This is a genomic window from Colwellia psychrerythraea, assembly GCF_000764225.1.
Classification (GTDB): domain Bacteria; phylum Pseudomonadota; class Gammaproteobacteria; order Enterobacterales; family Alteromonadaceae; genus Colwellia; species Colwellia psychrerythraea_D.
In genome coordinates, this window is the sequence record NZ_JQED01000042.1 from 161,692 (window position 1) to 175,795 (window position 14,104).

The following is a 14,104-nucleotide window of genomic DNA, read 5'->3' on the forward strand; positions in this document are numbered from 1 at the left end:
TATGTTTACAGGAATTATCGAAGCTGTTGGCTCTATAACAGCCATCAATGTTAATGCCCAAGGTGCTCGTTTAGTTATTGATACTAATAACTTGGACATGAGTGATGTTAAACTGGGTGACTCCATTGCAACTAATGGTATTTGCCTAACGGTAGTTGATTTTGATAAGAGCAAGAATAATGGCAGCTATAGTGCTGATGTATCTAATGAAACACTGCAGCGTACTGGATTTGTCAACTATAAGGTTGGTAGTAAAGTAAACCTAGAAAAAGCAATGTTGGCTAGTACACGTTTTGGTGGGCATATGGTTTCAGGCCACGTAGATGGCGTTAGTGAAATATTAGCCATTAATAACAATGGTAATAGTATTGAGTACTGGTTAAGTATGCCAAATGAATTAGCGCATTATATTGCTGAGAAAGGCTCAGTGACTATTGATGGCACTAGCTTAACGGTGAATTCACTTGCTGAAAATGGCTCAAAAGGTAAGTTTCGATTAACGATAGTGCCACACACGGTAAAAGAAACCATCTTTGCTGAGTATCAAGTAGGAAGTAAAGTAAATATTGAAGTGGATTTAATAGCTCGTTACTTAGAACGGTTATTGACTAAAAATAATGATAGTGAGCATGCAACTAAGTCGAACATTAGCGAATCCATGTTAGCTAAAGCAGGTTTTATTAAGTAACCTGTTTAGCAAAAAATGATAAATATTAGTGAAAGATTAAACGGTGCGTTCAGCTACGTCATGAACTCATAAAATATACTCAATAAGAATAGTTAAAATAGGCTAACAGCATAGCTAGCCATTTAAAGAGGCCGAAATGAATTTAAATACCCCACAAGAAATCATCGCAGATATTGCTTTAGGTAAGATGGTTATTTTAATGGATGATGAAGACCGAGAGAATGAAGGCGACTTTATCATGGCCGCTGAAAAAGTGACCCCAGATGCAATTAATTTTATGGCAACTCATGGTCGCGGCTTAATTTGCATGCCAATGAGCCGTGAGAAGTGTGAAATACTCAAGCTACCCTTAATGGTAGATAAAAATGATGCACAATTTAGTACTAATTTTACTGTTTCAATTGAAGCGGCAACAGGTGTTACAACCGGTATTTCTGCTGCCGATCGTGCAACCACAGTACTTGCTGCTGCAAATAAAACAGCAACTAATTTAAGCATTGTTCAACCTGGTCATATCTTCCCGTTAATCGCTAAAGATGGCGGTGTACTTAATCGCGCAGGTCATACTGAAGCGGGTGTTGATTTAGCGCGTATGGCAGGCTTCGAATCTGCTGCTGTTATTGTTGAGATATTGAATGAAGATGGCACGATGGCACGTCGCCCTGATTTAGAAATCATTGCCAAAAAACATGATATTAAAATGGGCACTATTGCCGATTTAATTGAATTTAGAAATGCAACTGAAACCACGATTGAGCGGGTTTCTCAGTGTAAGTTACCAACGGCTTTTGGTGAGTTTGATTTAACGGTATTTAAAGACACGATTGATGGGCAAGCCCACTTTGCCTTAACTAAAGGTGAAATCAAAGCCGAAGAGCCGACGTTAGTTCGCGTTCATTTAGAAAACACTTTCAGAGACTTGTTATTTAGTCAGCGTGAAAGTGTTGCCACTTGGCCTATGGCGAGTGCGTTAGAAAAAATAGCGAAAGAAGGTGGTGTACTGGTCTTATTAGGCAAACACGAGTCGGCAGCTGAATTAATCAACTTGGTAGAAAAGTATGCCAAAGTAGATGCTGGTGAAACGGTTAAAGAAGTTAATCGCCACATAGGCTCGCGTAATGTTGGTGTCGGCTCACAAATTCTAGCAAATTTAGGTGTGAGTAAAATGCGTTTATTGAGCTCACAAACTAAATATCACTCATTGTCAGGTTTCGGCTTAGAAGTTGTAGAGTATATAGCTGACTAACGTTTTATTTCGTATTTTAGATTAATAAAAGGTGCTTATAATAAGCACCTTTTTTACTTTTATAGTTAGTGAAAAGTGCTTTTTAAAAAGCATAGTGTCCTGAAAGCCCTAAAGAAAACTGCATAGCTTGCTCTATCTCGATATCATCAAGTGCAAACGTGATAGCATACCACGAGCTACTATATTGGATTTCAGGAGAATAGTGCTCTAAATCTAACATAAACCTCAATGCACTATTTTCAAATGCAAACTCTACACCGGCATAATAAAAATTAACCTCTCCTTGTCGCTTATAGCGGGCAAGATAGCCTAAAGAGAAGCTCTCATTGATAGAATTTTCTACTTGATATTTAGCGATTAAATTAACTTGTTCAGGTAAGGTGAAATCAAAATCTTTAGCACCAAAAATACCACGGTATAGGGGTAAATATGACTTACCACCAAGGCTATTGATAAAAGTGCCATCCGTATCGACGTTACCCTGACTAAAACCTAAGCTTTTCATATTAAACTGTGTATATAAATCTTTAATATCAACATCAATATTAAAGTTATCAGTTACTTGCCAATTGATAGCTAAATCAAGCGTTATACCATAACCATCGGTTTCCCATTTATTATTATTATTAGTGTGTTTTAAAAAATTTTTATCATTGTAATACTCAGTAATCTCGGCAGTTCCAGTAATATTATTATTATTATCACCAAAAATTTCACCGGTTATTTGAGACTCCCTGCTAGCACTAACATCCCAGTAACCTAGATTAATCTCAGTGGAAAATCCGTCAAATTGCCATTGATATCCAACCCTAAAACCATTACTACGTTGGTGATGTAATTGTAATGCAAGCTGATAACTGGCTTGTGTAGTCAGTGGTTGATCGGTACGCTCTAAATAGAAAGCTTGTGCAGTATCGGGGTTAGTAAAGACAAAATAATCAATTCGGTGGGCAACATTAAACGATATGTTTCCCCAATAAGCTTTTAAGCCTGTTTCATTTTGAGTAAAACCAATACTTGAATCTGTGGCTGGAGCTTGCTTCCATTCGTCATCAATAAGTTGTTTTATCGGTAAAATATTACTATAAGATTCACTTAGTACATAAGCAGAAATATTATTATTGAATTGTTTATTATTAGCGTAACTTTTATTTGCCCAAACAGTGCAAAATAAGGCAGTTAACGTAACAGCACAAAGTAAATTAATCTTCACTAATGCTCCTTATTGGAAGAAATGTTCATTTGTTAGCGTAAAAAAATGCCAGTCATAGCTGACTGGCATTTTAACTTAACCTAAACGATTATTGTTTAGTAGTTATTAGCGAAGCAAAGTTTATAAACTTTCTTCTTCTTGTATACCATCATTATCAATATCTGCATAAACAATAAAGATAGCGCCATCTCTATCTTCTATAGTTGCAGCAACAATGGCTGTTGGACCAACAAGTATTTGTCCTAGCACTTGTGTACCTGTTGCATCTTCATCAGCTTCATTTAGTACTAATACTACACCATCAGCATTATTAGCCGTTAAGCGGCCTTCTATTTCGGTGTTGTAATGCGCAGTAAATGAACGCTGTGTATCAGCCTCAGGCAAACGATAGCTCATATCAAGATCAAAGGTACCCTCTTCAAGAGCGCTTCTCTCGCCGGATAGTTGTATTTTAACTTGGTAGTCACCAAGGATGGCTTCTAATGTTAGCGCTGCATTAATATCAAGGAAGGTTTCTTCGTCTTCTAATGAGTTATTAGAGTCAGCCGCAGTATTGTAACCATCAAACACAGTGGTGCTGCCAGTCGTTAATCCAGCTACTTCTTCTGCTGATAATGTATTTTCAACAGAGCCTATCTCATCTATATTGGTGTATAGAGATGAGGCTCGAACATTGCTCAACCAACTTTTATAGGCTTCTAATGCATTGGTAACCGTCATTGGGTTAAATGGACTATAGTAATCAAAGTTTTGCTCAGCGTATGAATCTGCAAAATAATAAGACTCAGCCTCAGCAAGAGCAACACCATTGGCATCGGTTAATATACCTTCGGCATTGATGTATTCACCTGATGTGATAGATCTATTTAGGTAATCAGCAATATTATCACCATTAGTATCTATAGGTGTAATTCTAAAGAACCTATGGTAAACACCATAACCGGAGTTGTTAGTTCTTAAAATGGTCACTTCTGCTACATCTAAGCCAACATCATGAGTTGAGTAAGTTCTTTTATCAGAGATGGTGCTACCATCAATATTTCGGACTTCTCTATCAAATACAAAGTTGCCTGGGCTGGTATAATCTACGCTATAAGTTCTGGTATTAGACTCATCAGTAACCGTTACTGTATTGCTATCAGCACTTACCGTAATGGTGAATGCATCTTTAATTAGAGGCTCTACTAAGTAGGCGGTTGGGTTGAGTTCAGTAAACTTACCAGCAGCAATATCAGCCAGTTCTTCGTCATTAAAGAATACTGTTACAGTACCTACATCTTCTACATTTAAACTATAGCTATTACCCCACCAACTAGTAATCGTTTGAGCCAATAACTCTGCACCATTATCAACGGTTAATGGATTCGCGATAAGCTGGTAGGAGTTATATTTCATAAACTCTTCAATGCTGGTGTAATTACCCAAATACTCTGCGTTATCCCAAGATAACTGGCTACCATCAGTGTTTAATAAGTTACCGTTAGCATCCATCATAGAATCAAAGCTAGCGCCGTAACTAGTACCCTTAATATTATTTGAAATACGTAGTCTATGAATATTATAAGCGTCAATTGAACCATTGGCATCATTATCTACAGGAGTTATCCGTATTGACTTAGCACCATAACTAATTTCTTCTTCACCGGTAATATAAGCGCGAGTATAGCGAGTCGCTTCTTCGGCTGTACCTGAAGGAGAAGGAATACGCTTACTGATTATTTTCCTCTCAATTCCTGTTCCCCAGTAATGTTCTTCAGGACTAGTCGTTACCGTTGAGTTAGTCGCTGTCCATTCTCCTACTTTGTTACCCGGAGTAAATGTACGTGTTTCTACTATTTGTTCACTATCAACCGTTTTATCTGCTTCTGTGAGAACAATATTGTTTAGGTCTTCAGAGAAAGTAAAGTTAATAACGTCTGATACTTCTTTGCCTATGTACTTAAACTCTGGCGCTTCATAAGTCGCTAAGTCATCAATATTAACAGTTAAGGTTGCGCTGATTTCATCTCCTTCAAGTGAGTTAAAGGCGCCACTAAGTGTCAATGTCTCAGGTAGAACCAAGCCTTCTAGTTCAGGGCGACCATAATTAAGGGTGCTCTGTTGCTGTTGGTCGTCCCATTCCCAGTTTTCATTTAGAATGCGCTCTTCTACTAGCAGTAGTTTAGTCTTTATCATGCCTTCAAACGTGACAGGATTCGGTACTGCATCTGTTGCTTTTTGTGCTAATGATAGGGCTAGCTCTAACTCGCCAGAAACAATTTCACCCTCAAAAGTATCATCATCCAAAGCAGCACGTGAAGCTGCTGTATCGAAGTTTATTTTCGCAAAACTGCCTTCATTTAATGTGAATTTCGCACCAGCAGATTCAACTAAACCATTAATGGTTAAGGTAATGCTTTTCTTATCTTCTGAAAATTCAGCTGAAACATTCAACTGAGCTTTTTCACTGCCTGAAGTTGCGTCAACGTTAAAAAGAATACCACCTGCGGCAGTTTCTTCTTCAAAAGTAACAATGCCGGTAGCACCGTCTATATAGGCTGCAATGCTAATGCCTGCAGCAGCTGCTGCTTTAGTGATGGTACCGTCATCATAGGCAGTACTAATATTGGATAATGCATCACTAAGTTTAGCAAGCAATCCAAAGCTGTCGGCCTCTGCTTCAACCATAGTCCCAGCAGCTTCTAACAAGGCGACATATTCATCACCTTGCTTTTTAATACCTTCACCTTCTTTAGTTGTATCATTAAATAAGTGGCTAAATAATCGTACATCTTCAACCATTGCTTTCGCTTTTGCTACCGCATCACCTTCGGTAAGTACATCAACAACTACTGCGGCACGGCCATCATCACCTACGTTGCTTTCCTGATAAACCTGCTCATTGATAAGCTGTGTTTCTAGCTGTGCTAAGTTTAATGTTGTTGTTAAAGTATCGTCAGTAGCAATTTGTTCTGCAGCTGTTTTGGCTGACTCAGCAGCACCTTCTAGGACTTCTGCCAAGGCTAATTCAAAGCCATCATCTTCATCTTGAGCAACTAAAAAAGCACCGTCGTTTTCAACTAAATCAGCAGCAACTTCAGCAAGTTTTCCCGATAATATACCAGCATCGTCGGTTTCACCTGAGAATAATGCCGCCATAATGCCCGCATTGATTAAGCCGTATTTTAGTTCGTCATTATTATCTTCAGCTGCAACGGCTGCTGCGCTATCTGTTACCGTTGGCTCTAGTAAGGTAATATCACCTGTAATACCAAAAGTATTGGCTATTTTAGATGATTGTGCTGCAACGGTCGTTGTATTGATACCATCTTCATCGGCTTCAATTAGTTTTGACGCCAAGTGAGTTAAGGCTGAGACGTTTATTTTTACTTCTTCATCAGGATTCACTACCGAAATAGCAGCAAGCTTGAAACTAGGATCTGCACTGGTTAAATTGATTTCTTGAGCAAAGGCAACATCACCACAACCGGCAGGTGCATCACAGGTCATCTTCGTTGGATTGGCTGGATCTGTACTTGGTGATAATTCAACTTTTATTGGACCCGTGTAATCTAGTACTGTAAAGGTATAGTTTCCCTCGCCATCAGTGCTAACATTTGCATCTTTCAGCTCCGTATCTGTTAAGGCTACGGGGTTACCATCAACAAATTTATATACAGTTACTACGGCATTGGTTAAAACACCTTTAATAGCTTTACCATTTATGGTGGTTTCAGTTACTACAGGTACTTCCTTTTCCGGGCTTGTTTTTATCTCAGCTTCATCTGAGCTGCTGCCACAAGCGGCAAGAGTTGAAGTTAGTGCTAAAGCGATTAGCGATTTTTTAAGCTGCATTTTACGATCCTTTTTATCCTTTAAAATGAAAATACATAAGTAATACAAAAGTTAACAGCATTATTATCTTTAAAAATATAAAACACAAAAAAGCGTTAACATCAATGCGAGTCATGGCTTGCGGTTAAAATATGCAATAAAGAGCAAATCTACACAAAAAAAAGTGTAATTTTAATAGTTACGGTTTGGTGCTTTTTTATGCATAATGGTATTTAGTTGTTGTTAAGAAAATAAACTGAATAAAAACATGCGTCTACCGCCTTTTATCTTTGGCTTTTTACTATTTGTTTTTTCACTTAATAGTGTTGCGGTGCAAAGAGATCTTTATTTTAATAATTTGTTACTTGAACAAGGTTTAAATCAAGGATCTATCTATAGCTTAGCTAAGGATTCTTTTGGCTTTACTTGGATAGGAACACAAGATGGTTTACATCGTTTTGATGGTCATACTATTGAGCTAGTCCCGTTGAGTGCAACTTTACTCCCTAAATATCGTTTTATTAGGGATATTAATGCTATTAACCATCTGCTTTATGTCGCAACAACGGATGGTCTCGTGGTCATTAACCTATTAACAGGGGAAAAAAGTTACCCTGACGTGAATAATAGTGTCATCTACAGTGTCATTAAAGTTAATGAGCAAGTTTGGCTAGGCAGCGAAACTGGCCTTATTATATTGAATCTTGACCATGAAATTATCGATTATTATGGTCAAAATAATTTAGTCAATAAATCATTTTGTCAAATATCAACTGCACCTAAGCGTTGCAGTAGTGAGATTCGTACATTAGTTTTTGATCCAATTAAACAAACCGTTTGGATTGGTAGTAATACGGGGCTGTTTGAGTTTAACCTTGAAGCGAAACTCTCTCATTCTGCTATGGAGCTAGAGGAGTACCTTACATACCACCAAGTTGATGCAAATTACTTGGCAGGCAATGCAATACGAAAATTATTTATAGATAGCTATCATAAACTATGGATAGCATCTTATTATGGTGTGCATTATCTCGCCCTCGGAAACCTCAAGTATCAAGAAGGAATCAAGCATAGTTATCACAACAAAAACACCCCAAGCACATTAGCGAGTAACAGAGTTCTGGCTATTGCTCAAGATGGTAATGGGGATATTTTAGTTGGAACCCGTAATGGTTTAAGTCGTCATAAAAACTCATTAGATGATACAAATATCAATTTCACTACCGGATGGCAAAACTATCATTCTCATAATACCAGCGCACATAGTTTAGCAGACAATTGGATTCGTAGTTTATTGACTGATGGTGAAGGTCGTATATGGGTAGGGACTAATAAGGGATTGTCGGTAACTAATGTTCAAAGGGAAAGGGCAGCTATTTATCGAGCTGCAAAAAATAATGTTTTCAATAACTATATTTTAAGTTTTACAGAAGAGTCAGATGATAAGTATTGGGTTGGAACACAAGAAGGTTTATACCTTTTTGATAATAAAATTGCTTATGCTTTTCCTGAATTACAGAGCGATAGCATTTACGATACTTTGATTACTTCTAATTATATTTGGGCTGCAACACGTAGTGGTTTATATAAAATAAGCATCAAAAATCAAGAGGTAATTGAACGATACGGTAGCGAAAACTCCCCAATTGGTGATGCTTTCATTTATAAAATACTCCGTATTGGCGGGAGTATTTGGCTTGGCACTACGGCCGGGTTGCACCAGTTAAATTTGGAGAGTAACCAGTGGAACAGTTGGTATAAAAAAGATGGTTTGGCTGACTCTGAAATTTATACCTTATATTCACACCGTAATAAGCTATGGATAGGGACCGCGAAAGGGCTCAGTGTTTTAGATCTGCACCTAAATAGTTTTAAAAATTACTCTGAACAAAACTCAGGTTTAGAATCTCATTGGGTTTTTAATATACATCATTTAAAGGGTAACCGTTTTTTAATTGCTAGTGATGGTGGTGTTTACGAGTTTAATGCTACAGATGAAAGTTTTGATTATATTGGCATTACACAAGGCAATGCCTATGGTTTAACACAAGACGATCAAGGCTATTTTTGGGTCACTTCCAATAACGGTTTATATCGTTACGATGCATTTACAAGGGAGTATGTAAAACTTGTTGAAAGTCATGGCTTTGCTAGTAATGAGTATAATCTAAATGCAAGTTTAAAAAACAAGCAAGGTGAATTGCTGTTAGGTACTGTTAATGGTTTTGTTATATTTAAGCCAGAAGACTTTAGTCAAACTAAAAATTCAATAAAACCTCGACTAGTGTCTAGTATGCTTATTGACAATAAACATTACTCATTATGGGATAAGGTCCCTGTAACTAATGAACACGCTATTTTTCTTGCGAAAGAATTATCCCTTGGCTGGCATGATGACAAAATTACTCTTCAGTTAAATAACCCATACTTTGCTATAGCTACACCGATACAAAGTACTAACATTCAGACAAATATCAACTTAAGTAATGTACAAAGTGGCTCATATTTCATTCCTTTATCATTAAAAAGCAATAACTCTCTTAAAATTACAAAGCAACCACATCCACTATTGAGTTGGTGGGCACTGGTGGGGTATGTTGCTTTGTTCTCTGTTGTGCTCACTTTTTTAGTTCGCTATAGACTCATACATAAGTTTAATAAAGAGTTGCTGACAAACCATGAAATAATTGCGAAGCAGAAAAATGAAATAGAAAATCATATGCTGTTTAAGCAAAATTTATATCTTCAAATTCAACACAGTTTTAAATCACCTGTATTTGCTTGCCGCGGTTTATCAAAACAAATAGATACAGTGCTAACAAGCAATAATGATATTGATAAAGCGACCATCGAGCGAAAAAATAGCAAATTATATAAAGCACTAAATGAAATTTCAGATCTTATTGATGAATTTATTGTATTAACTCAAAAACAACCTGTGGTAAAAGTTAAGTCTAAACAGTATATATTAGCGACATTAGTCAAAATTAATGCGTTGATGATAGAGTTAGCAATGTCTAAAAATGTGTCACTAAACTTTATCGAAGATAAGAGTATCACTGAGCTCGATCATATTTTTGCCTGTGAAAAGTGCTTATATTTAATTTTAGAAAATGTACTTTCAAATGCAATCAAGTTCTCTCAACATGATGGTCGTGTAAAGGTTTTAACTAGTAAGGTATCAGGTAATTTAGTCATCGAAATCAGCGATAATGGCTGTGGTTTTTCTAATAAAGATTTGAGCAATATTTTTACCTTATATTATCGTGGCGAGAACAGTGAACAATACACTGGCACTGGTGTAGGGTTAACTACAACTAAGCAGCTTATAGATGAACTCAACGGTGAAATTTGTTTTGAAAAAAATAGCCCTTGTGGCACTATAGTAAGAATAGAGATTCCTTTAGCAGAACAAAATGGACTTTGATAAATTTTTTACTGAATTTGAAGTAAACCAAGCTAAAAGTCACACTGTATTAATAGTTGATGACAACCATGCAATGACAGATTATTTATCTGAATTTTGTTTTGATCACAAAATAGATTGTCACCCATTTAATAACCCCTTAGAAGCACTAAAAAGTTTTGCCGCAATTAAGCCCAGCCTTATAATTGTCGATTGGTTAATGCAGCCTATGGACGGTTTAACTTTTATTAACCAAGTCCGCAAAAAATATGATCAACATGTTCCTATTTTATTTATGACTGGGTCTGCACAACCATCTACTCAAATAAAGGCGTTAAAAAATGCCACCTGCTTTATTGAAAAGAGTAATGAAAATAATGAATTACTTGAAATGCAAATTAAAGCTTTGCTAAATCTTAAATCATTAAATAGCCCAAATACTGCACAAAGGACAATCATTAACAGTTTGAATTTAAGTTCAAGTGAATTACATTTATTTAACTCATGGCACGAGGCAATAAATAAATATATAAAAACTGATTACTCACTTGCAGATATTATTAACTATATGCAACAAAGTCAGAGTAAGGTTAAAAACCTGATAAGTCGATATTTCAACGTAACCCCGCAAGAATACGTTATTAGTTTTCGGCTCTATAAAGCAGAACAGCTTCTTATATTAGGTGAGCCTATTCAGCATGTTGCAGAACAATTTGGTTACTCAAATTCAGGAAACTTTTCTAATTCATTTAAAGCTAAATACGGCTTGCCTCCTTTGCAATATATCAAAAGTAAGCGCTTAGTTGCTGCTGACTAATATTATGCAGTACAGTGCAAATCGATATGGCAGTATAGCTTGTAAACATATAGCGCCATTTTTAGCTTCGTTCCTGCTCGATTCTTAGCAATGAAGTTTACTTCGATATTGTTCATTGGCATTATAGTTTATCTCCCTAAACGTTTATTCAAGGCATGTCATGAAGTTAGGTCGCGTATTATTTCTTTGTACCCTATTTACCAGCTCAATTAGTTTTTATTCCAAAGCAAAACTCCCGTTAAGCATCGAAGAGCAGCGCGTGATTAAAGCTCAAGAAGCCATGCCGGGAGTAAATGATCATTTTGATTGGTCTGCTTTTAAAAATAACTGGGCGCATAAAAATACTTTCATTTTAGCTAAACAATCATTATCGTTGCTGGGTGAGCAATTATGGCAATACAGTAAAGAACAAGCGAAGAATGGCCAGGTTGTCGATGATAGGCCTCTGTACTGGACCAGATTAGCTATTATTTCATTTGTTAAAACTTCCGCAAATATTTATTCTCAAAGTGAATTGACTGCTTTAGTGGAGACCTTTGAGAGTACATCTCGTGGTCGAGATGATTTAGCTTACACTCAAGCAACAGATAAACGTATTCTGCTAACCGGTTTTGACCCCTTTTTACTTGATAGAAACATTAAGCAATCTAACCCTTCGGGTTTAGCGGCGTTATTACTTGATGGTGTTGTTATCAAATACACCAAGGGCGGAAAAGTTATAACAGCTGAAATTAATACCGCCATGATACCGGTACGTTATGATGATTTTGATCAAGGTGAAGTTGAAAGCTTATTAGCACCTTTTTATGCGTTAAATAATGTTGATTTAATTGCGACTATTTCAATGGGGCGAAGTGACTTTGACTTGGAACACTTTCCTGGCTTAAGACGTAGTGCAACAGCACCAGATAACGTCAACGTCTATACGGGCGCTAATAAAAAGAACCCTTTAATACCAAGTTTGCTTGAGTCGCCGCTTAAAGGTGATGAATTTGTGCTCTTTAGTTTACCTTATCAAGCAATGATGAAAGCCAAAGGCCCTTACAAAATTAATGATAACCGTGGGATAACAATACTTGAAGATGGTGCAGCAAAAGATATTACTGCAAATAGCTTAACAGAGCTTGTTGATAAAATTGCGGTACAAGGTGGCGGCGGAGGTTACTTATCAAATGAAATCTCTTATAGAAGCATTGCCTTACGTAATAAATTAGGTTCAACAATTCCTACAGGTCATATTCATACGCCTCGAATTAGCAGTTTTGACAATACCACTAACCAAGCAATCATAGCCCAAATTGAAGCCATGTTGATTCAAGCTTTAGCAGAAATATAAAGGAATATGGCTCGTGTCACTACATAGGAAGAGTAGAAAATATCACAAATGGTTGATGTTATTTGTTGGTGTACAATTGTTAATTTGGTCTATCACGGGAGCTTATATGGTGGTGATGGATATTCATTATATTCATGGCGATTCATTAGTTTCGACTAAGCAAAAAGCAATCGCTGTTGGTGATGTTAAGTATTCCTTAAGACAGTTATTGGCTGATCATAATGAAGCGGTAAATGTTAAGCTTGGTATGTTGTTAAACCAAACGGTTTACCGTTTTAATGAGGGCGATCATAAGGTTATTGTTTCAGCTTTTGATGGTCGTCAACTATCCCCTATTGACAAAACATTAGCGATATCGATTGCCCAAGATAAGTATGCAAATACGAATGCTTTGGTAGGGCATGTTCAGCTGATTACGACTAACCCACCTAGAGAATTGAGTGGTCGTTATTTACCCGCGTGGCGTGTTGATTTTGATGACTTTGCGAGTCCTAGTTTTTATATCAGTGCTAACTCAGGGCAACTGGTTACCAAACGTCATAGTTATTGGCGAATCTTTGATTGGATGTTTGCTTTTCATGTAATGGATTATGTCGACGAAGCGGCTGGTAATAAGCTATTGCTGGTTTTCACTGCTCTCGCCTTTATCGCTAGTATATTCGGTTTAGTATTAACTTACTTTCGTCTTATGCCTCAGCAGAATAAAAAAAATGACTACTTTGATAAGAAGTTGAATAAGGGCTTTACCAATGAAGAAACGTAGCCCCTTGAAGTCTTCCTTTATTAAGTTATCGACGGTTAAAAAGCTCCATAAATGGTTATCAATTTTGGTTTTTATTCAGCTACTCATCTGGCTGGGGACTGGATTATTTTTTAATTTGATGGATCACGATAAAGCACGTGGAAATCAAAATAAAAAAATAAGTACTCTCCAAAAGGTTGAGCACACTCGATTAATGAACCTTGATATCGCCTTGAAGAACATCAATAAACCTGTGACTGAGGTTGCCTTGATACAGCGATTAGGTAAACCTTATTATTTATTAACTCATGAAAAAGGTTTATATAGCCATTTTAAAAGTGATTTCAGTCTAATTGATGCTTATGCTGGCGATACCTTTATTATCGATGATGGCATTGCTAGTGAATTGGCACAAGCAAGTTATAAGGGCAATGGAGAAATCAGTGGGGTAGCAAAGGTTAAGCCACCCATTAAGGATGTGCTCAAAGAAAGAAATACAGCATGGCAGGTTAATTTTTCAGATGAACTAAATACTAGTGTTTATATCGATGCTAGCTCTGGTCGTTTAATTGGACACAGTAATGATGATAAACGCTTTGTTGACCTATTTTTTATGTTGCACTTCATGGATTACCCTTTTCTAGGTCAAGGGTCTGTGGGGGGCTTCAATAATGGCCAAATTATTTTCTTTGCTTTATTGACGTTAGTTTTTTGTTTAACAGGTTTTATTTGGGTAATTGAGCTATTAAGAAAGGGCCGATATAGGTTAGGGAGTTAATAGCTAACAGGGTATTGAGTTTTTGGATTTACTTAAACGACAGATACAAAAAAGCGAAGGACGAG

Annotated in this window: 9 protein-coding genes; 7 read left to right on the forward strand and 2 right to left on the reverse strand. The window is 36.8% G+C overall.

The genetic code is table 11. From position 1 onward, the window contains the following. The first annotated feature begins 1 nt into the window (after nt 1). Both ND2E_RS06035 and ribB read left to right on the forward strand, forming a co-directional pair. Nucleotides 2-688 carry a riboflavin synthase gene (locus tag ND2E_RS06035; RefSeq protein ID WP_033094825.1) on the forward strand — a complete coding sequence of 229 codons (687 nt, stop codon included), beginning with the start codon at nt 2-4 and terminating at the stop codon, nt 686-688. A gap of 136 nt (nt 689-824) precedes the next feature. Continuing rightward, nucleotides 825-1,934, forward strand: a complete 1,110-nt coding sequence (ribB, locus tag ND2E_RS06030) for a 3,4-dihydroxy-2-butanone-4-phosphate synthase (RefSeq protein ID WP_033094826.1) — start codon at nt 825-827, stop codon at nt 1,932-1,934. An 82-nt stretch (nt 1,935-2,016) separates the two neighbouring features. Here the strand turns inward: ribB and ND2E_RS06025 are convergent, their stop codons facing one another. Continuing rightward, nucleotides 2,017-3,147, reverse strand: coding sequence for a hypothetical protein (locus ND2E_RS06025; RefSeq protein ID WP_033094827.1), 1,131 nt, complete (start codon nt 3,145-3,147; stop codon nt 2,017-2,019). 120 nt (nt 3,148-3,267) lie between these two features. After that, nucleotides 3,268-6,981, reverse strand: a complete 3,714-nt coding sequence (locus ND2E_RS06020) for a hypothetical protein (RefSeq protein WP_033094828.1) — start codon at nt 6,979-6,981, stop codon at nt 3,268-3,270. A gap of 247 nt (nt 6,982-7,228) precedes the next feature. Here ND2E_RS06020 and ND2E_RS06015 point away from each other — a divergent pair, with 247 nt between their 5' ends. From ND2E_RS06015 to ND2E_RS05995, 5 genes are all read left to right on the forward strand, one after another. Then, nucleotides 7,229-10,387, forward strand: a complete 3,159-nt coding sequence (locus ND2E_RS06015) for a ligand-binding sensor domain-containing protein (protein ID WP_033094829.1) — start codon at nt 7,229-7,231, stop codon at nt 10,385-10,387. Next, the gene (locus ND2E_RS06010; RefSeq protein ID WP_033094830.1) at nt 10,377-11,183 is read left to right on the forward strand and encodes a response regulator transcription factor; all 807 of its coding nucleotides are present in this window, start codon (nt 10,377-10,379) and stop codon (nt 11,181-11,183) included. The genes ND2E_RS06015 and ND2E_RS06010 overlap by 11 nt, the downstream gene beginning before the upstream one ends. Nucleotides 11,184-11,343: 160 nt before the next feature. After that, the gene (locus tag ND2E_RS06005) at nt 11,344-12,519 is read left to right on the forward strand and encodes a hypothetical protein (protein WP_033094831.1); all 1,176 of its coding nucleotides are present in this window, start codon (nt 11,344-11,346) and stop codon (nt 12,517-12,519) included. Nucleotides 12,520-12,532: 13 nt separating this feature from the next. Further along, nucleotides 12,533-13,282 (forward strand): PepSY domain-containing protein, encoded by a 750-nt coding sequence (locus ND2E_RS06000; RefSeq protein ID WP_033094832.1) that lies wholly within the window; start codon nt 12,533-12,535, stop codon nt 13,280-13,282. Then, complete coding sequence (locus ND2E_RS05995) at nt 13,269-14,039, forward strand: hypothetical protein (protein WP_052056767.1); 771 nt, start codon at nt 13,269-13,271, stop codon at nt 14,037-14,039. Before ND2E_RS06000 ends, ND2E_RS05995 begins: the two co-directional genes overlap by 14 nt. Nucleotides 14,040-14,104: the final 65 nt, after the last annotated feature.

Excerpts from the sequence above, each read along its gene's own strand:
- ND2E_RS06035 (WP_033094825.1), top strand. The coding sequence starts at position 2 with ATGTTTACAGGAATTATCGAAGCTGTTGGCTCTATAACAGCCATCAAT.
- ribB (WP_033094826.1), top strand. The coding sequence starts at position 825 with ATGAATTTAAATACCCCACAAGAAATCATCGCAGATATTGCTTTAGGT.
- ND2E_RS06020 (WP_033094828.1), bottom strand. The coding sequence starts at position 6,981 with ATGCAGCTTAAAAAATCGCTAATCGCTTTAGCACTAACTTCAACTCTT.
- ND2E_RS06015 (WP_033094829.1), top strand. The coding sequence starts at position 7,229 with ATGCGTCTACCGCCTTTTATCTTTGGCTTTTTACTATTTGTTTTTTCA.
- ND2E_RS06010 (WP_033094830.1), top strand. The coding sequence starts at position 10,377 with ATGGACTTTGATAAATTTTTTACTGAATTTGAAGTAAACCAAGCTAAA.
- ND2E_RS06005 (WP_033094831.1), top strand. The coding sequence starts at position 11,344 with ATGAAGTTAGGTCGCGTATTATTTCTTTGTACCCTATTTACCAGCTCA.
- ND2E_RS05995 (WP_052056767.1), top strand. The coding sequence starts at position 13,269 with ATGAAGAAACGTAGCCCCTTGAAGTCTTCCTTTATTAAGTTATCGACG.